Annotated in this window: 15 protein-coding genes; 1 reads left to right on the forward strand and 14 read right to left on the reverse strand. The window is 39.1% G+C overall.

Translation table 11 applies throughout. The annotated features are described in order from the left end of the window. Positions 1-46: 46 nt before the first annotated feature. The 7 genes from hflC to IPU53_RS04585 form a co-directional block, all read right to left on the reverse strand. A complete protein-coding gene (gene hflC, locus IPU53_RS04555) occupies positions 47-985 on the reverse strand; it encodes a protease modulator HflC (protein ID WP_207448291.1) in 939 nt (312 codons plus the stop codon). Beyond that, positions 982-1,989: an FtsH protease activity modulator HflK gene (gene hflK, locus IPU53_RS04560; protein ID WP_207448293.1), complete on the reverse strand. Its 1,008-nt coding sequence runs from the start codon at positions 1,987-1,989 to the stop codon at positions 982-984. The genes hflC and hflK overlap by 4 nt, the downstream gene beginning before the upstream one ends. Before the next feature lie 519 nt (positions 1,990-2,508). Continuing rightward, positions 2,509-2,964: a MaoC/PaaZ C-terminal domain-containing protein gene (locus tag IPU53_RS04565; RefSeq protein WP_207448295.1), complete on the reverse strand. Its 456-nt coding sequence runs from the start codon at positions 2,962-2,964 to the stop codon at positions 2,509-2,511. A gap of 302 nt (positions 2,965-3,266) precedes the next feature. Further along, positions 3,267-4,205: a malate dehydrogenase gene (gene mdh / locus IPU53_RS04570; RefSeq protein WP_207448297.1), complete on the reverse strand. Its 939-nt coding sequence runs from the start codon at positions 4,203-4,205 to the stop codon at positions 3,267-3,269. Between the two features lie 108 nt (positions 4,206-4,313). Further along, positions 4,314-5,576 carry an NADP-dependent isocitrate dehydrogenase gene (gene icd / locus IPU53_RS04575; RefSeq protein WP_207448299.1) on the reverse strand — a complete coding sequence of 421 codons (1,263 nt, stop codon included), beginning with the start codon at positions 5,574-5,576 and terminating at the stop codon, positions 4,314-4,316. 66 nt (positions 5,577-5,642) lie between these two features. Further along, positions 5,643-6,758 carry a citrate synthase gene (gene citZ / locus IPU53_RS04580; protein WP_207448301.1) on the reverse strand — a complete coding sequence of 372 codons (1,116 nt, stop codon included), beginning with the start codon at positions 6,756-6,758 and terminating at the stop codon, positions 5,643-5,645. Between the two features lie 235 nt (positions 6,759-6,993). Then, the gene (locus IPU53_RS04585; protein ID WP_207448303.1) at positions 6,994-7,455 is read right to left on the reverse strand and encodes a DUF441 domain-containing protein; all 462 of its coding nucleotides are present in this window, start codon (positions 7,453-7,455) and stop codon (positions 6,994-6,996) included. A 103-nt stretch (positions 7,456-7,558) separates the two neighbouring features. Between IPU53_RS04585 and ytvI the strand changes: the two genes are divergently transcribed. Then, entirely contained in the window at positions 7,559-8,686 is a 1,128-nt protein-coding gene (gene ytvI / locus IPU53_RS04590; RefSeq protein ID WP_207448305.1) for a sporulation integral membrane protein YtvI, read from the forward strand. A 90-nt stretch (positions 8,687-8,776) separates the two neighbouring features. Here the strand turns inward: ytvI and IPU53_RS04595 are convergent, their stop codons facing one another. From IPU53_RS04595 to dnaE, 7 genes are all read right to left on the reverse strand, one after another. Further along, the gene (locus IPU53_RS04595) at positions 8,777-9,163 is read right to left on the reverse strand and encodes an FxsA family protein (protein ID WP_207448307.1); all 387 of its coding nucleotides are present in this window, start codon (positions 9,161-9,163) and stop codon (positions 8,777-8,779) included. A gap of 453 nt (positions 9,164-9,616) precedes the next feature. Beyond that, positions 9,617-11,377: a pyruvate kinase gene (gene pyk / locus IPU53_RS04600; protein WP_207448309.1), complete on the reverse strand. Its 1,761-nt coding sequence runs from the start codon at positions 11,375-11,377 to the stop codon at positions 9,617-9,619. A 28-nt stretch (positions 11,378-11,405) separates the two neighbouring features. Continuing rightward, entirely contained in the window at positions 11,406-12,365 is a 960-nt protein-coding gene (gene pfkA, locus IPU53_RS04605; protein ID WP_207448311.1) for a 6-phosphofructokinase, read from the reverse strand. A gap of 432 nt (positions 12,366-12,797) precedes the next feature. Beyond that, positions 12,798-13,778, reverse strand: coding sequence for an acetyl-CoA carboxylase carboxyl transferase subunit alpha (gene accA, locus IPU53_RS04610; protein ID WP_207448320.1), 981 nt, complete (start codon positions 13,776-13,778; stop codon positions 12,798-12,800). Further along, on the reverse strand, positions 13,772-14,641 hold the full coding sequence (gene accD, locus IPU53_RS04615) for an acetyl-CoA carboxylase, carboxyltransferase subunit beta (protein WP_207448322.1): 870 nt from the start codon (positions 14,639-14,641) through the stop codon (positions 13,772-13,774). The genes accA and accD overlap by 7 nt, the downstream gene beginning before the upstream one ends. A 505-nt stretch (positions 14,642-15,146) precedes the next feature. After that, positions 15,147-16,382 carry an NAD(P)-dependent malic enzyme gene (locus IPU53_RS04620; protein ID WP_207448324.1) on the reverse strand — a complete coding sequence of 412 codons (1,236 nt, stop codon included), beginning with the start codon at positions 16,380-16,382 and terminating at the stop codon, positions 15,147-15,149. Positions 16,383-16,784: 402 nt separating this feature from the next. After that, positions 16,785-20,135 carry a DNA polymerase III subunit alpha gene (gene dnaE / locus IPU53_RS04625; protein WP_207448326.1) on the reverse strand — a complete coding sequence of 1,117 codons (3,351 nt, stop codon included), beginning with the start codon at positions 20,133-20,135 and terminating at the stop codon, positions 16,785-16,787. Positions 20,136-20,152 lie beyond the last annotated feature (17 nt).

Genomic DNA, 20,152 nt, shown 5'->3' on the forward strand with positions numbered 1-20,152 from the left:
ACCATAGTCCTGATCAACAAGCTGGATTAGTCTTTTCTTTGTCTATTTACTCTTTATCCGTATAACCCATTAACAAACGGGCGTATGGCGAATCAGATGGTAGGATAATAACGGTATCTTCCCCAATCGTTTTCTTATAAGATTCCAATGTACGATAAAGATTATAAAATTCAGGATCTTTTGAAAAAGATTTATTAAAAATTTTGGCAGCTTCTCCTTCGCCTTCTGCTCGTATTACTTCAGCCTCGGCTTCAGATTTTGAAAGCAATTCTCTTACTTTCCGGTCTGTCTCTGCCATAATTTCATTTTTCTGAGCATCTCCTCTAGATAAATACTCCTGAGCTGTTGATTCTCTTTCCGAGACCATCCGTGTATACACAGAATTTTCATTTTCCGCTGGAAGATCCGTTCTTTTTGTACGAACATCTACGACGTTGACCCCATACTCATCACGGGACAAAAGTTCATTTACTCGTTCCGTAATCCGATCATTTAAACTTCCACGAGAGGATTTCTCATCATTAATAATCTCATCATAATCTAATTGCCCCAATTCAGTCCGTACTACTGAATAAATAAACTCCTCCATTCGTGATTCCGCATTTTCAACGGTACGAGCATTAGAAATCATTTTTTGTGGATCATCAATTTTCCATACGGCATAATTATCAATAATGATCCGTTTTTTATCTTTTGTATTAATTTCTGCTTGTGAAACATCATAGGTCATCTGATATTTAGGTAAAGCGGAAACAGTTTGTAAGAATGGAATTTTAAAAGCCAATCCTGGTTCTGTTTCAACACGAATAACTTCTTGAAATTGCCTGATAACCTTGTACTCACCTTCACGCACGATAAAAACACTTGTAAATAACAAAACAAGGAGAATAATCAATCCAATGAAAAACATTCCTATTTTTGTATACTTACGCCATTCTTGCTCAACAGAGCGACGCTCATCCATATCGACAACATTTTTACTCATTGTGAAGATTCTCCTCCTTTATCTTTGTCATTTGATTCGTCTGATTGGTTTTCTTCTTGCTGATTCTCATCCGTTTTAACTGGCTTCTCCTCTTCTTTTTCCATAGAACGAAGTGGCAAATACTTTAGCGTATTTCCATCATCATTCATAATATATATTTCTGCTTCTGGTAAAACTTGTTCAAGCGTTTCAATTGTTAGCCTCTCACGCGTGATATCTGGATTGGATTTATACTGTTCATAGAGGGAGTCAAACACAGCTACACTCCCTTTAGCTGCTTCAATCCTAGCAGCCTTCTCTCCTTCTGCTTTGGAGTTAATTGCCGCTTTTTCACCGTTTGCCTCATTTGTTCGCTTATTTTCATATTTTTTCGCTTCATTTATTTTCGTATTCATTGTTTCCCTTGCATCTGTAACAGCGGTAAAGGCGCTCCGAACCTCTTCATTCGGTAATTCAACATCTTTTAAATTTACTGCTAAAATGGAAATACCAATATCGTATTTATCTAGCAAGTTTGTAAGTAAATCGCGGACATCCCCTTCAATTTCCGCTTTTCCAGTCGTAAGTGCATCATCAATTTTTGAACTTCCAATAATACTTCGTAAAGCAGCAGACGTAGCGTCATAGAGAATTTCCTCTGGATTTGCTGCGTTAAATAAATATTTCTCTGGCTCTGTAATTTTCCACTGCACAACAAGATCAGCCAGGACAATATTTTCATCCCCTGTAATCATCTTCGTTTCATTCTTGTCTCCATCAGCATCTTTATAGCCAAAATCCAATTTTTTCGTTTCCCGAGCCAACTTTTCTACATTTTGTATCGGCCACGGAAGTTTAAAATGTAATCCTGGCTCCGTATTGGTTTGATCTGCCTTTCCAAAAGTAACGATTACAGCTTGGTCAGATTCATCCACTGTGTACCAGGATGTTAAAATAACAAGTGCTAATATGATAACAGCCAAAATCATCCCTATTAAAGTAAAACCCCTCTTTAAACTCATCATACCCTTTCCCTTCTCTTTAGCTTTCATTCTTTATACGAATAAGAGAGCATTTAGTTTCATAAAAATGGTCTTTCTTTTCAGAATAAGAAAAGCGCGGGGCGCCTTGGACTAGGAAGAAAGACTAAGTTCGCGCCGACCTACGCACCGCTTTCCTCCGTTTTTCCTGGATTTTTGGTGTGTAGAACTCTCTACGTATACGACATCGGCGTAGACATGCGGAAGTGGCGGCCTTAGCCGATGTTCTGCTTATAACCTGAGCCAATAAAAGTCAAAACCGGACTTTCTTGGCTCAGAACCTTTGCTCGTCGGAGGCCAACAGGATGTTAGGAAACACGGCGGGCGAAGCATGAGCCGATGTTGACTTACGCAAGCAAAAGCTGAAAGTTTACTAGTCGCTGGGCGCTGGAGCTGAGCGTCGAACCCAACATCATGCTAGTTATCCATAAGCGACAATTTTATCCTTTCCTAGACGTCAAAAAAACCCAGAGAAAGCTCTAGGTCCTAAGTTACGCAAATGATTCATTTTTCCGTTTGAAGCGCACTAGGAGGTTGAACACGCAAAGTTCCTTCGAGTACAACTTGCTCCTCTTCATTCATGACCTTTACCTGTACAGTAAGCATATGCCTATCCTTATCCACATCAACGATTTCAAATAAAAATTCAATCGTTTCGTAGTGATAAACAGGTTTTAGAAATTCAAGATTCTGACTTAAAATATGAGCTCCTGGTCCAGGCAAATATTTAGAGATCGCAGAGGTGATCATTCCTGTTAGCATAATTGTTGGTACAATCGGCTTTTTAAATTCTGTTTGAGAAGCGTAGTCATGTTGAATAAAAAGCGGATTGGCATCATTTGTTAAGCCAAGATATAACAACAAATCCTTATCTTCCATCTTTTCTGTTAATACAAGCTTTTCACCAACCGATATTTCCTCTAGGTTCCGTCCAAGTTTTCGATTTTTACCTAAGAACAATTTATGCACCTCCAATGAATTGAGAATATGGTCCTAACATAGACCGGCATAGAATGAGCGCCGCTGGGAATTAGCTAATTATGTAGATTGCCCTTCAAAGAAAGCTGTCCTTTTCATGCAAATACATGATAGATAGGACAGCTCTTATGATCTTGGTAAAATAACTTACACTAGAATGCTTATCGAGTAAATTAGCAAACGAGCCTCTAGCTTTTGACTTTGTAGCCATTCATCTAAATGCAAGCGCCTTCGCTTTTATTCAAATGAATTGCCAGAAGGTCTTCGTTGCATAAAGTCTTACTTTATTGTAACACCTTCATTACTTCACGAACAGAAGAAGCGGAGGTTTCCAACGCTTTTTTCTCATCTTCCTTTAAATCTAGTTCAATCACTTTTTCAATTCCATCTTTCCCAAGGATCGTTGGAACGCCTAGATAAATCCCGTTAAAATCATATTCTCCCTCCAAATAAGCAATTGCTGGGAGGACACGACGTTGATCCTTTACAATTGCTTCAACCATTTCAACCAAGGAGGCGGCAGGTGCATAGTAAGCACTTCCATTTCCTAGTAGATTGACAATTTCTCCGCCGCCCTTTCTCGTCCGTTCTACAATAGCATCGAGTCGATCTTTAGGGAGTAGCGTTTCAAGAGGGATCCCGCCAGCATAAGAATAGCGAACAAGCGGTACCATATCGTCCCCATGTCCTCCAAGAACAAATCCTGTAACATCCTTCACAGATACATTTAATTCTTGGGCAATAAATGTGCGGAATCGTGCTGTATCCAATACACCTGACTGTCCAATCACACGGTTTTTTGGAAATCCAGATGCTTGGAAAACAGTATATGTCATGGCATCTACAGGGTTGGTTAAAACAATAATATGACAATTAGGAGAGTATTTGACGATTTCACTTGTGACACTCTTCATGACCTTTTGATTTGTTTGTACAAGATCATCTCGGCTCATACCTGGTTTACGCGCAACTCCTGCCGTAATCACCACAACGTCAGAATCCTTTGTATCTTCATAATTTGATGTTCCAATAATATTGGCATCAAATCCTTGAACAGGGCTAGCTTCTAGCATATCTAACGCCTTCCCCTTTGTCGGCTTTTCCATTTGTGGGATATCAACTAGTACCACATCCCCCAGCTCTTTCTGTGCTAATAAAAAAGCTGTTGTGGCTCCTGTAAAACCACTACCGATTACAGATATCTTTGTACGTCTCAGTGTCATATCAAAATCCCCTTCTTTCATAATTAATATATAACCACAGCTAGAAAAGAATACTTGAAAGCGAGCGCCACGCAGGGTGCGGGTCGCTCGCCAAGACTGCATATTCTCTTACATTTGTTCAATAAGAGCTGTTGCAAATTCCGAAGTCTTTACTTCTGTTGCCCCATCCATAAGACGAGCAAAGTCATAAGTAACAACTTTCGATGCAATTGTTTTTTCTACTGATTTAGTAATCAGATCAGCCGCTTCATTCCAGCCTAGATGTTCTAGCATTAATACACCAGAAAGCAATACAGATGATGGATTTACTTTATCCAAGCCTGCATATTTAGGAGCTGTACCATGTGTTGCTTCAAAAATGGCATGTCCAGTTTCATAGTTAATGTTTGCACCAGGTGCAATACCAATTCCACCTACTTGCGCAGCAAGCGCATCAGAAACATAATCTCCATTAAGGTTCATGGTTGCGACAACATCAAATTCTTTCGGACGAGTTAGAATTTGTTGTAGGAAAATATCCGCAATGGAATCTTTAATGATAATTTTCCCGGCTGCTTCTGCATCAGCTTGTGCTTTATTCGCCGCATCAGTACCTTGTTCTTCCTTAATTTGGTCATACTGATTCCAAGTAAATACTTGATCACCGAATTCTCTTTCAGCAAGCTCATAGCCCCAATTCTTAAAAGCACCTTCCGTAAATTTCATAATGTTTCCTTTATGAACAAGCGTAACTGATTTACGTCCTTCATTGATTGCATAATTAATCGCGGAACGTACTAAACGCTCAGTTCCTTCAACAGAAACTGGTTTAATACCAATTCCTGAAGTTTCTGGAAAGCGAATTTTGTTTACGCCCATTTCATTTTGAAGGAAATCGATTAGCTTCTTCACTTCATCTGTTCCCTCTTTATACTCAATTCCTGCATAAATATCTTCAGTATTTTCACGGAAAATGACCATATCACAATCTTCTGGACGCTTAACAGGTGAAGGTACACCTTCGAAATAACGTACAGGACGAAGGCAAACAAACAAATCAAGCTCTTGACGAAGCGCTACGTTCAAAGAACGGAAGCCTCCACCAATTGGTGTTGTTAAAGGACCTTTAATTGCAATTAAATATTCACGAATGGTTTCAAGTGTTTCATTAGGTAGCCATTCACCAAATTTATTGAATGCTTTTTCTCCTGCATACACTTCTTTCCATTCAATCTTTTTGTTACCAGCATAGGCTTTTTCTACAGCTGCATCTAAGACTCTTTTCGCTGCCGCCCAAATATCTGGACCTGTTCCATCCCCTTCAATAAAAGGTATAACTGGATGATCTGGTGTATGTAGAACACCGTTTTCAACTGTAATTTTTTCTGCCATTTAAGTTCCCTCCATTATGTTTTCGAATGTTTATTCTACCAGATATTAAAAGAATTCTCTAGATCCTTAACGATCTTCAAGCGGTTTGAATGTACGCATTCCTGGTCCTGTGTATTCTGCACGCGGACGAATCAATCTGTTATTTTCATATTGTTCAAGAATATGGGCAATCCATCCCGACACACGAGATACGGCAAAAATCGGTGTAAATAAATCATGGTCAATTTTAAGACTATGGTAAACAGACGCAGAATAAAAATCCACATTAGGTGGTAAAGGTTTCTTCGATGTTAGTACTTCACGAACTTTCTCAGAAATTTCATACCACTTTGGCTCACCAGTAATTTCAGTTAGCTTTCGAGACATTTCCCGTAAATGCTTCGCACGTGGGTCGCCTTTTTGATATACACGATGACCGAATCCCATGATTTTTTCTTTGTTTGCCAATTTGTTTAAAATATATTCTTCGGCCTTATCCACAGCCCCTACTTCTGTAAGCATTTTCATAACCTGTTCGTTCGCACCACCATGTAGAGGACCTTTAAGAGCACCGATAGCGGCTGTCACGCCAGAATACATATCTGACAATGTTGCAACACAAACACGAGCAGTGAAAGTCGAGGCATTTAATTCATGATCTGCATGGAGAATTAAAGCCTTATCCATTGCTTCTACTTCAACGTCACTTGGCTCTTTGCCATTTAACATATAAAGGAAGTTTTCAGCAAGGCTATACTCTTTTTTAGGTGCAACCGGCTCTTCACCATTACGAATCCGTGCAAAAGCTGCCACAAGTGTAGGCATTTTTGCTTGTAGGCGGATTGCCTTACGGAAGTTCGCCTCTTTCTCCATAACATCTGCTTCATCATCAAATATTCCTAAAGTAGAAACAGCTGTACGAAGTACTGCCATTGGGTGCACATTTTCAATTGGGTATGTTTTAAAACTATCAATGATTTCTTGTGGAATTTCCATATTATCAGCTAATTGTTGTTTCAACTCTTCTAATTGCTGTTTATTTGGCAATTCCAAATGCCATAAAAGATAAATGATCTCTTCAAAACTGGCATTTTTCGTCAATTCATCAATATTATAACCAACATATGTAAGAGTGTCATCGATGATTGAACTTACGGAAGATGTAGTTGCTACAATTCCTTCCAATCCACGTGTTGCTGTCATAAAAGTAACATCTCCTTTATTTTTAAACTGATTTTCAGCACACAAAAATAGCGATAGTCTGCCGAAATTCATCAAGAACTTCACAAACTTTGTCAACATATCAATCCCTATTCAATTATAGACTAAAATTCGTTCTTGTCCATTAAAGAGAATATAGATTTTCCGTCCATTTGTTATTATAACTAAAAATTCCTATTTTGGAAATGGAAACGCTTATAGAGGAATCAGTTTATATTTACTTTATGAAGTCAAAAATTTTCATTACCATATAGGCAATACCGGCTCCAATCAGTGGTCCCACGGCTATCCCCTTAAAAACAGCCACAGCAAAAATTGTACCAATTACGAGTGCTGTCGTAATATGAGGATCTGTTGATAAAAGCTGAATACCATATTTGGCAATTATAGCGACGGCCATACCAGCGCCAAAGGCAATCCAAGCATACGGAGATTTTACAGCCTCTCCCAGCTCCTTGAAGCCGATTTGGCCACTGGCTATCGGAGCAAGAACGGCAATCGTAATAATGGTGACTCCCCAGTTAATGCCTTTCGTTTGTAAGACAGCAAAAATCTTTTCATCTGTCCCAATTAACCTTAAAATAATGAGTACAGCTGCGGCAAGAATAAGTGAATTATTCTTAGCTATAAAGCCTATTACTAACAACATAATCATAAATATTAATGGATGACTGAACATATATACCTTCCTTTATTGTTTATATTTAATGTTTCAACTTATTGAATCATGTTATGATAGCTGAAAGAATCCTTTACTTGAAAATTAAAATATGAGGTGTCCAATGAAACGTGAAAATGTTTTCAAACTCATTCGTTTTTTTATTGTCATTTTCATTGCCGTTACATCATTTGTTGCACTTTATTTTATCGCTAAGCTAACATACCCTTTTATTATTGCCATTATCATCGCCTTGATCATTAGTCCAGCGGTCTATTTTCTTGAAAAAAAAGGGAGATTCCCTCGAGCCCTCGCGGTAATCACTTCCTTGCTTCTATTAATTTCTATCTTTGCGGGGTTAATTACACTACTAATCGCTGAAATTGTGGATGGTGCTAATTATTTATCTACCGTAGTACCAGAACATACACGAACATTAATTGAATATATTCAAAATTTGTTTGCTAGTCAAATTATTCCTTTTTACGAAAGATTGGCCAATACTTTCGATAATCTAGATAGCGGACAACAAGGAACCATTATGGACAGTATTAGTCAAACTGGGAGCAAAATCACAGAAACTGCCACAAATTTTTTACAAAACTTCTTTTTAAAATTACCAGCTTTGGTCTCGTGGATTCCGAATGCTGCTACAGTCCTTGTTTTTTCTGTTCTCGCTACATTCTTCATTAGTAAAGATCAAGAAAAGCTATTAAATTTGTCAAAAAAAGTCATTCCTAAAAAGATCAAATACAGTAGTAATAGAGTTTTGGCAGATTTAAGGAAAGCGTTGTTCGGATTTGTAAAAGCACAATGTACCCTTATTTCAATTACTTTGGTTATTGTATTGGTAGGATTGCTGATTTTACGTGTTAAATACGCCATTACAATCGCTTTAATAGCAGGGATTTTTGATATTTTGCCTTATCTCGGTACTGGGACCGTCTTTGTTCCTTGGATTATCTATGAAATTATTATGGGAAATTATGGATTGGCCTTAGGGCTGGGGATCCTATATACCGTTGTCGTTGTACAGAGGCAATTAATGGAGCCAAAAATACTCTCGTCAAGTATCGGGATGAACCCCCTCGCTACCTTAATCGCCTTATTCGTTGGTTTTAAATTAATTGGATTCATTGGGCTCATACTCGGTCCGGTTATGTTAGTATTCCTTACAACTCTATATAAAGCTAATGTGTTTAAAGACATTTGGACTTATATTAAATATGGAGCTGCTGACACAAGAGAATAAAGGTTAGAGGCAGGAACAAGCTCCAAATACTGGCCAACTTTATATCTTCTTATCATTTGAAAAAGAGCCTTATTTTATTAAGGCTCTTTTTCAACGATAAATATATAGCTGTTTGCGATTCACCCAGTTTTTGATCATTTTAATCATTGAAGGCCGAATAAACTTACGTGTAAAAGGAATTAAAAGCAGCAGTCCCAAAAGATCTGTAATAAAACCAGGACAAATAAGAAGAATTCCTCCGATTAACACGCAAACACCATCTAACATGGCGATTCCTGGAGGCTGACGATTTTGAATTTGACTCTGTAGTTGATAAAGAACATTGACGCCTTGTTTCTTTGTTAAATATACACCCACCATGCCTGTAACGATGATTAACAGCACCGTGGGCATTATCCCCATCCATTTGCCTGCCAGCATAAATACACCAATTTCTAGTGCTGACAAGAAGATAAACAGAAGTACCCATTGTCTCATCTTGTCCACATCCCAACGTTTTCTATATCTATTATCGTAACATATCCAAGTCTTTATCAACTAGGATGGAGCTTATTTTATAAGGAAAATTCTGCCCTCTGCAAAAAAATCCGCAAACCAGGATTTTATAGTACATCAAGCAAAGAAAAAAGCCGGAAAAAAAACCGACTTTTTCTTTGTTTATTAAAGTGTGTCTTCAAAAAGTCTGATAAAAAGGACCAAGTCGAGGCTACGCTGACGTCTTGTCAGCAACATCGATACTAGTACATCTTTTTGTATGTACGTCGAAAGTTCAAGGCAGCCCAGGCACGTGTTGTGCTGACTTCTACGTTGTCCACAGCACAGGCAGTGGGCAGTTTTAGTAGAAGATCTTTTCCTAATACATGATACCGGAAAAGCAAACCAACCAGAAATTCGATGTGTCATTTTTGTTGGGCTTTTCTGAACAAACTTTTAAAGGACACTAGCATGTCCATTATAGATAACGCCTCTTGTTGCATCCACCGTAATTTCTTGACCATCTTTTAATAGCTTCGTTGCATTTTCTACTCCTACAATCACTGGAATTCCCAAGTTAAGCCCGACAACGGCAGCATGACTTGTTAAGCCGCCTTCCTCTGTGATCAATGCAGAACATTGTTCTAGAGCCGGAACCATATCTCGATCTGTACCAATCGAAACCATTACACTTCCTTGCGTCACTTTCTCTGTTGCCTCGTCCGCATTTCTTGCCACAAATGCTTTACCAAAAGCTGTTTTTCTACCGATCCCTTGGCCTTTAGCAAGTACATCTCCTAAAACATGTAGCTTCATTAAGTTGGTTGCACCCGTTTCACCTACTGGAACTCCACCTGTAATAAGGATTAAGTCACCGTGTTTAACCAAACCGGAATTTAAGGTTTCTGTAACGGCACCTTCTAACATTTCATCCGTAGTCGTTACTTTTTGTCCCATTTGCGGATATACTCCCCACTGAAGCATCAATCTGCGAACAATCGTTTCCTCATGTGTAATCGCAATGATTGGAACCTTAGGGCGATACTTCGAAATCATCCGCGCAGTATGGCCACTTTCTGTCGGTGTCACAATGGCACTCACATCCAAATTAATAGCTGTATGTGCCACCGATTGGCAAATGGCATCCGTCATATTCACTTCACTATTTTTGCTCAAATAATTAAGAATTTCTTTGTGATTCATTGCTTTTTCTGTTGATTCTGCAATATTGCTCATTGTTTGCACAGCTTCTACTGGGTAAGAACCAGCTGCCGTTTCTCCTGATAACATAACTGCATCTGATCCATCTAAAATCGCATTGGCTACATCACTGGCTTCCGCTCTCGTTGGTCTTGGGTTACGTTGCATAGAATCAAGCATTTGAGTCGCAGTAATAACTGGCTTTCCAGCTTCATTACATTTACGGATTAACGATTTTTGCACGAGTGGAACAGCTTCAGTCGGAATTTCTACACCTAAATCCCCACGTGCAACCATTAGACCGTCAGATACTGCAAGAATTTCATCAATATTATCTACACCCTCTTGATTCTCAATCTTAGGGACAATATGGATATAGTCTCCACCATTTTCTTCTAACAATTGACGAATTTCAATAATATCAGAAGCTCTTCTTACGAAAGAGGCTGCGATAAAGTCAATTCCTTGTTCAATACCGAACAAAATATCTCTTGCGTCTTTCTCGGTAATCCCAGGCAAATTCACAGAGACACCAGGCACGTTTACACCTTTTTTATTTTTAAGTGTTCCGCTATTCATCACTTTTGTAATTATTTCATCATTTTCTTTGTGAATCTCTATTACTTCTAAGCCAATTAAGCCATCATCCAACAAAATAGTAGACCCAATATGAACATCGTTTATTAATCCAGGATAAGATAATGAAAATACCTCCTCTGTTCCTAGGACTTCTTTCATTGAAACAGCGACTGTTGAACCTTGAATTAATTCAATCGCTCCATCTTTCATATTATGAGTGCGAATTTCAGGACCCTTCGTATCTAATAAAATACCTACATTTTTGCCAGCCTTTTTAGCAGACTCACGAATATTCACAATTCGATTCAAATGTTCCTCATGATCACCATGGGAAAAATTTAAACGTGCTACATTCATACCAGCTTGAATTAAATCATATAAAGTATCCTTATTTTCACTTGCCGGTCCAATTGTACAAACTATTTTTGTCTTCTTCATCTTTCTTTCCTCCTAAAATATTGCCTACTTAAATCGATAATTCTTTGGATAGCTTATAAAGATCTTCATGGAAGGCATGCGGCTCATCCAGAATACTTAAAATATCGTTATCGATAATTTTATCCTGCTCGATCCCTACCGCTCTTCCACCTCTCCCTTCTATCAATAATTCAACAGCTCTTGCTCCAAGTCGACTCGCCAATACGCGGTCATAGCCTGTTGGTGTTCCACCCCGTTGAATATGGCCCAATACTGAAACACGCGTTTCAATATCGATGCTCGCTTTTAATTTTTCTCCAAATTCTGTTCCACTCATGACGCCTTCTGCCACAATAATGATGGAGTGCTTTTTCCCACGTTCTTGCCCTTTATGAAGTCGATCACAAATATCATCCATATCAAAATCTTCCTCAGGAATAATAATGGTTTCTGCCCCACCAGCTAATCCAGAATATAGAGCGATATCACCCGCTCCACGCCCCATTACTTCAATAATAAATGTTCGCTCATGGGATGAAGCTGTATCTCGAATATTGTCGATGGCGCTTAAAACTGTGTTTAAAGCCGTATCAAAGCCAATTGTAAGGCTCGTACCAGGAATATCATTATCAATCGTTGCTGGGACACCTACGCATGGAAATCCATGCTCTGTTAAGGCCTTTGCACCTCTGTATGAACCATCGCCGCCGATAACAATGAGGCCATCAAGTTCAAACTTCTTTAATTGTTCGACACCTTTTAATTGCCCTTCTTTCGTTTTAAATTCGTCACAGCGTGCAGATCGGAGAATGGTACCGCCACGCTGAATGATATCTCCAACAGAACCCAATGCTAGTTTTTTAATATTTCCGTTTATCAAACCGCTGTAACCTTGTTCAATCGCGTAAGGCTCTAAACCATGAAAAATAGCCTTTCTTACAACTGCCCTAATCGCCGCATTCATGCCAGGGGCGTCTCCGCCACTTGTTAATACACCAATTTTTTTCATGTTCGTCACTCCTATTCATTACAATCATATGGTTATGTAAGACATCCATTCTCCCATCATTCAGTGCTTTTATTAAGGCTCACTTTTGTGTAACAACTAAATTCCAACACGTAGAGTTCTTCAAACTCGATCTCGTATTATTTTACCTTCAACATTAAAAATACCACTTTATTGTCGGATTCTCAAATCTTTCAGCATTATAAATAGGAAAAACTGCCCCATTGTATACTGAGTCTTTTCTCCACATCTATATATAGTATCTGTATTTTCCCCACATACCATATATAAAACGAGAGACTTATCGAGGTGTTAGCGTCCGTTATCCTCCACTTAGACTTCTTTGAAGTCTCATTACCTTGAAGTAAGGGACTTACGGACGGGTTGCACCGGGATAAAAATTCAGCATTTTACTGGAACAGTCTGTACTTTAAATTATATTGGACTTTTTTCAAATTTTATTTCTTCTATGAACTTGCCCATTTGTCTAAATTTATTATAACGCGCTTTGACTCGTTCTTCTGAGCTAAGTGCGGTTAATTCCTTCAATGCTTGATATAAAATAGGATCAATAAATTGCGCTTGGCGTTCTACGTCTTTGTGTGCTCCACCTTTTACTTCCGGAATAACTTCATCAATAATATTAAAATTAAGTAAGTCGGATGCTGTTATTTTCATCGCTTCTGCTGCCTTTTGCGATAAAGAAGCATCTTTCCATAAAATACTTGCTGCTCCTTCTGGAGAAATAACGGAATATACGGAGTTTTCTAGCATAAAGATTCGATTTCCTACACCTAGGCCCAAAGCCCCGCCACTACCGCCTTCACCTGTTACAAGACAAATAATTGGCACCGTGATCCCTGCCATTTCAAATAAATTACGAGCAATCGCCTCACTTTGGCCTCTTTCTTCAGCAGCCTTTCCTGGATAAGCCCCTTTTGTGTCTACAAAACAAATAATCGGGCGACCAAATTTCTCTGCTTGTTTCATTAGCCGTAAAGCCTTACGAAATCCTTCTGGATGGGGCATCCCGAAATTCCTGTATATGTTTTCCTTCGTATCCCGCCCACGTTGGTGGCCTATAACCGTCACAGGAAGTCCGTTGTATTTTGCAATTCCACCAACAATGGCTTTGTCATCTCCGAAAGCTCGATCACCATGTAATTCTATAAAATCAGTGAAAAGATATTCAATATAGTCCAAGGTTGTCGGGCGATTCGAGTTCCGGGCAATTTGAACACGGTCCCATGGGGACAAATTTTCATAGACCTCATTTTCTAGCTTTTCCAAACGTTTTTCTAATTTATCAATTTCTTCCGTTAAATCTACATCTGAGTCTTTCGTAAACTCTCGCAGCTCCGCGATTTTTTTTCGAAGTTCCAAAACTGGTTTATCAAATCCAGTCTCCTTTACCATACTTGTTCACCTTCTTGCTGATGAATGTCTAATATCTTTATTAATTTTTCTTTTAAATCACGTCGATGAATGACGCCATCCAACTGACCATGGTCTAATAGGAATTCCGCAGTTTGGAAATCATCAGGTAAATCTTCACGGATTGTTTGTTCAATAACTCGACGGCCTGCGAAGCCAATCAACGCACCTGGCTCTGCGAAATTAAAGTCACCTAATGAAGCAAAGCTAGCCGAGACTCCGCCAGTTGTTGGATGAGTCATAACTGATACAATTAACCCACCATGTTCACTAAACATTTTTAACGCAGAGCTGGTTTTTGCCATTTGCATGAGTGATAAGATCCCTTCTTGCATTCTTGCTCCACCTGAAGCTGTAAAAATTAAAAAAGGTACTTGCATTTCTCCTGCTTTTTCAATGGCTCTCGTAATTTTCTCTCCCACTACAGAGCCCATGCTCCCCATTCGGAAATGAGAATCCATAACCGCGATCACAACCTGCTGGTCGTTCATTGTTCCCGTCCCGGTTAACACAGCTTCATCAAGATCTGTCTTCTTCATATCCTTCTCAACTTTTTCTACATACCCAGGAAATTCTAATGGATTTCCTGTTGTTATATGTTCCTTAAATTCTTGAAAGCTTCCTTCATCTAACAAACTTTCAACACGTTCATAGCTTGTCATTCGTAAATGATGATCACAATGTAAACATACTTTTAAATTTTTTCTTAAGTCTTTCGTATACATTATTTTTTTGCATTCCGGGCATTTTGTCATAATGCCTTCAGGAACATCAGTTTTTGCAGTTTCTGATGGCACTGCCGCATATTTCCTTTTTTTCGGTTTAGAAAAAAAGTCCTTAAGCAAATGGCTCTCCCCCAATCGGCTTTCACATTTTGCCAGATATAGTTTTTCATCATTTTTTAAAATTGGCTATGCGATTCTCTATTTTTTTCAGTCAATAATGTCTTTATACATGTTTGATCGACCATTTTATCTGGTTGCTTTGTCTTAGTGGAACAACTATTCAGTACTTCCAAAACTCTAAATCACAACCGATGATTACAGCCTCAAACCTTGTGCCACTTCCACTGGCCCTGTTAGATAATATGATCACGCAAAGCTATAATACCTGACTTGTCCGATAAAGAGCGAACACTTTGTTATCGTTCATTTTTTAAGATCCACTTCGCACGATAGATCTTCTAATATGAACATTCCAGTAATTGAATGAGCAGATGATTTTTTAAATCAGATAAAAAGGTGCCTTCACCTCTACGTGTTCAATTGACCCCAAGAGCTCTAGTACTCTTAGGGCTTCTCGCTATACACTTTCGCTTGCTCGTTCTCCATATTCATCCGTCTATTTCACTCATTCTTTTCCAATTATAGCGAGCTGTTTTGTCTTTTCCCGCACGTCATCAGGATTGACTTTTATACGTGCAACGCCGGTTTCCATAGCTGCTTCTGCTACCGCAGCAGCAACATTTGGAGCAACACATGGATCAAAAGGATCAGGGATAATATAGTCTGTTGATCTTTTTTCATCCGAAATAAGATTAGCAATTGCTTGAACAGCCGCCTGTTTCATTTCTTCATTGATGTGTGTGGCTCTTACATCTAATGCGCCTCTAAAAATCCCAGGAAAAGCTAATACATTGTTCACTTGATTTGGAAAATCCGAACGACCCGTTCCGATCACCATCGCCCCCGCAGCTTTTGCTTCGGGTGGCATAATTTCAGGGTCAGGATTGGCCATGGCAAATATAATCGGATTTTCATTCATTGATTGGATCATCTCACTCGTTAAGGCACCCGCTACAGATACACCAATAAAAACATCTGTATTTTTTATAACATCAGCAAGTTTTCCATTTAGCTTATGAAGATTAGTATATTTCGCCACTTCCTCCTTGACCGCATTCATTCCTTCTTGGCGCCCTTCATAAATCGCTCCTTTTGAGTCACACATGATCACATCACGCACACCATAACTCGAAAGCAGTTTTATAATGGCAATACCTGCTGCCCCTGCACCATTTAGAACCACTTTAATCGTATTCATTTTCCGATTCGTGAGCTTGAGAGCATTGACCAATCCAGCCACCGTGACAATAGCCGTACCGTGTTGGTCATCATGAAATACCGGAATACTCGTTTCCCTTTTCAGCCGATTTTCAATGGTAAAACATTCGGGTGCAGCAATGTCCTCTAAATTAATTCCGCCAAAATTTGGCTCTAGCAGCTTTACAGTTTGAATCATTTCCTCAACATCTGTTGTTTTTAAACAAATAGGAAAGGCGTCTACACCCGCAAAGCTTTTAAATAATACTGCCTTGCCTTCCATGACTGGTAAGGCTGCTTCTGGACCAATATTTCCAAGTCCAAGTACGGCTGTGCCATTTGTAACGACTCCAACCATATTCCCCTTCATTGTATAATCATATTGCATTTCCGGCTTCTCATAAATCACTTTACAAGGCTCAGCAACACCAGGTGAATAAGCTAAGCTCAAATCCTTAGCATTTTTGACTTCAACCTTTGATTTAGATTCCAATTTTCCTTTGTGGAGTTTGTGCATATGCAATGCTTCTTCACGTAATGACAATAAGACTCGCTCCTTTTGAACACGCACTTTTTAGAGGATGTTCAAAAAGTCCGGTAAAAATGACACTGCGAGATTAATGATCTTCGACTAAGTACCGACACGTCCTGTGTCGACGTCGAAGTCACCACATCCTGTAGTAGTTCGTTGGCTTGCTTCTCCGCTGCCCATGTATATACACCCATACATTCCACTGCTCGAAGTCTTCGCCGCCTCGAACTTCTTGGTCCTTTTTATCCTCTTTTGAACACGCATTTTTATTGACATTTATCCATAATCGAAGTGTCTGGCCACAAAAGCTTCTCAACAAATATACCATATTTCTATTCTTTGAAAAAGCTATTTCCGCACATGCTTGGATTCGACAAAAAGCTCCATCCGTTCCTTTTAGATTGGTAAGCGAGATTATTGAAGGACAATATTTTCATTTCCTACTAACTGTTTTAATTCAAAAAGACAAGAGGCAGAAGGGGCCACCCTATCTTTACTTCCTAATTTTATTGTTTTCCTTGTCTTTTCATAATGGAGCACAACAGTCGTATCCCCTGGAAATTTTTGCAGAATTACTCTAAGTTTATATAAGTTATCGCCTTGGTGTAAGTCCCTTGGTATCTTTATATATAAAGTTGCCCTTTTTTGCGTAACTAATTCCTTTAAAGTTTTAGGATTTTGAAGTTGTTGGATGATCATTTGGACATGATCCCCTCTTTGCTCAGAATGGCCCGTCACCAGTACGACTTCTCCTTCTTGGCAAAGTGCTTCATATTTGCGAAAAGCGTCTGGAAATATGACACCTTCCAACTCACCCGATGGATCACTCATTTTCACAAAAGCCATTAAATCGCCTTTTTTAGTCCTGATTTTTTTGACGCTCATTATATACACACCTACTGATACATTCTTTACTCCAGGTTGTATTTGAAGAAGTGAGGCAACTTGTGCTGCCGCAAATTGCTCTTGATAAATGCTAGTAGGATGATCTGAAATATACAAGCCTAAATAGTATTTTTCATAAAAAAGTTTATCCGCCATTTCAAGGGGCTCAACTTCCACATATTTAGGTTGAATACGAAAGATGTCATCACTAGCAAATAAATCTGTTCCTGTGGAAGGACGCATCAGTTCCGCATGTTCTAGGGCCACATATAAAGTAGCCAGTAAGGTTCCTCGGTCATAGCCAAATTCATCTAATGCTCCTGCATAGACAAGTCCTTCTAACACTTTACGATTAACAGCTTTTGGCGATACCCTCATACAGAAATCAAATAAATCTCGGTATGGTCCGTTTTTCCTTTGGAGGGTAATCTCCCGTAATGCTGCAACGCCAATGCCTTTAATGGCTCCAAAACTGAATCGAATCCCCTCGGCATTCGCGATAAAAGGATACTGGCTCGCATTAATAGATGGCGGCAATACTTTAATCCCCAATTGTTTCGCTTCATGGATATATTTTGCTACTTTATGATCATTCCCAATAACAGACGTCAAAAGTGCGGCCATAAATTCTGTAGGAAAATGCGCTTTTAAATAAGCCAATTGCCAAGCAATATAACTATACGCGACAGCATGACTTCGATTAAATCCGTAATTGGCAAACCGTACAATCAAATCATAGATCTGATTAGCTGTTTGTTCATTATGTCCTTTTTTCAATGCTCCCTGAACAAAATGCATTCTCTCTCGATCCAAATCAGCTTTCTTTTTCTTACTAACAGCTCGTCGTAACAAGTCCGCTTCCCCTAATGAAAAACCAGCCATTGTGGCCGCAATTTGCATAATTTGTTCTTGGTAGACTATTACTCCATAGGTAAGCTCTAAAATTGGCTGCAAATCTGGATGTGGATAGTGCACTGGTTTTTTTCCATGTTTACAAGCAATATATTCTGGAATATTTTCCATAGGGCCAGGTCTGAATAAAGCATTAACAGCAACAATATCTTCGAACTCTGTTGGCTCCAGTTCGCGTAAAGCCTTCCTCATTCCATCTGATTCTAATTGAAAGATTCCAGATGTATCCCCCTTCTTCAATAAATTAAAAGTCTCTTCATCTGCAAAAGGAATCTGGTTTAGCGCTAATTTCCTCCCACTACTTTTTTCAACATTTCTCATTATTTGTTCCAATAAGGTAAGATTGCGCAAGCCGAGAAAATCCATTTTTAATAACCCGATTTCCTCCAAATCCCCCATGGGAAATTGCGTTAAATAGGTCCCTGTCTCTCCCCCCTGTAAAGGAATAAGCTCTGTCAATGGTTGCTCTGAAATGATGACACCTGCAGCATGTGTTGATGTATGCCGCGGTAATCCTTCCAGTATAAGCGCTGTTTCAAATAACAAGCGATTCCGTTCCGTTTGTTGGATGAATTTCTGTAAGCCCTCTGATTCCTGCAAAGCTTGCTTTAAAGACATGCCTAAACGAGAAGGGATCAGCTTCGAAAGTTCCTCTAATTCTGAAGAACTTAGCCCGAATACTCTTGCTGTATCCCGCATCGCAGCCTTTGCAGCAAATGTTCCAAAAGTGATGATTTGCGCAACATGGTTGCGGCCATACTTCTTCATCACGTACTCGATCACTTCATCACGGCGATGGTCTGGAAAATCAATATCAATATCCGGCATGCTGACTCGCTCAGGGTTTAAAAATCGTTCAAAAAGCAACTGGTGTTTGATCGGATCCGCATCTGTAATGCCTAATAAATAGGCAACAAGCGACCCAGCCGCTGATCCTCTCCCTGGTCCTGTTAGAATGCCATGGTCTCTCGCATATTTCATAAAATCCCAGACAATTAAGAAATAGTCTTGAAAGCCCATCCGCTCAATGGTGCTTAATTCATAATCTAATCTTTCTTGATATTGTTGATCTGATGGAATATGTCTTTCTTCTAACCCAAGCTCACACTTTTGTTTCAAGAAGTTGGCAGCATTTTCTCCCTCTGGAAGTGGGTATTTGGGCAGGAGTTCCTGATCGGTTTCAATCTCCACATTACATGCCTCAACAATTTGTGCAATAGTATCGATCGACTCTGGTAAATCTGGGAATAGTTCTTGCATTTCCTGTTTGCTTTTAAAATAATACTCTTTCCTTACCTCCTCTTCTGGTAAGGTGATCTGCACACCGTCCCGGATCGCTACTAGACATTCTTGAGCAAAAGCCTCTTCGGGCTCTAAATATTGCACATTATTCGTTGCAACAATTGAAATGTTTAATTGGGTTGCTAAATGTAAAATCTTCTCCGTTAATTCTTTTTCCACCACTTCATGATGATTTTGAACGGAAAGGTAAAACTGATTATTGGCAAATACTTTTGTATATTCCTTTGCTATCTCTGCCGCTTCATTTTCCTGAGAATTAAGAAGCAATTGCTCGATCTCTCCTTTTTTACCTGGAGAGATCGCAAATAAGCCTTCTGTATAAGCAAGTAACTCGCTCCATAGGATCGTTTCTCCAACTCCAGTTTTGATAATGGTAGAGATTTTCAAAAGATTTTTATATCCTTTATCATTTTGAGCAAGAAGAATCAGCTGATAGACTGGGCCATTCTCCTCTTTCCTATAAGTGGCTGTCATTCCAATGATCGGCTTTATTCCCGCCTTTTCACAAGCTTTGTAAAAAGGCAATACACCATATAACACATTGCAATCTGTTAAGGCCAGTGCAGTGTATTCGAGTTTTTTTGCTTTTTCAATGAGCTTTGAAATAGAGATTGTACTTGAAAGTAAACTATAAGAGGTTGATATTTGCAAGTGGGCAAAACTCATGGATTCCACCCTTTCCG

It is taken from the genome of Bacillus sp. SD088, from assembly GCF_017355205.1.
Classification (GTDB): domain Bacteria; phylum Bacillota; class Bacilli; order Bacillales; family Bacillaceae_C; genus Lederbergia.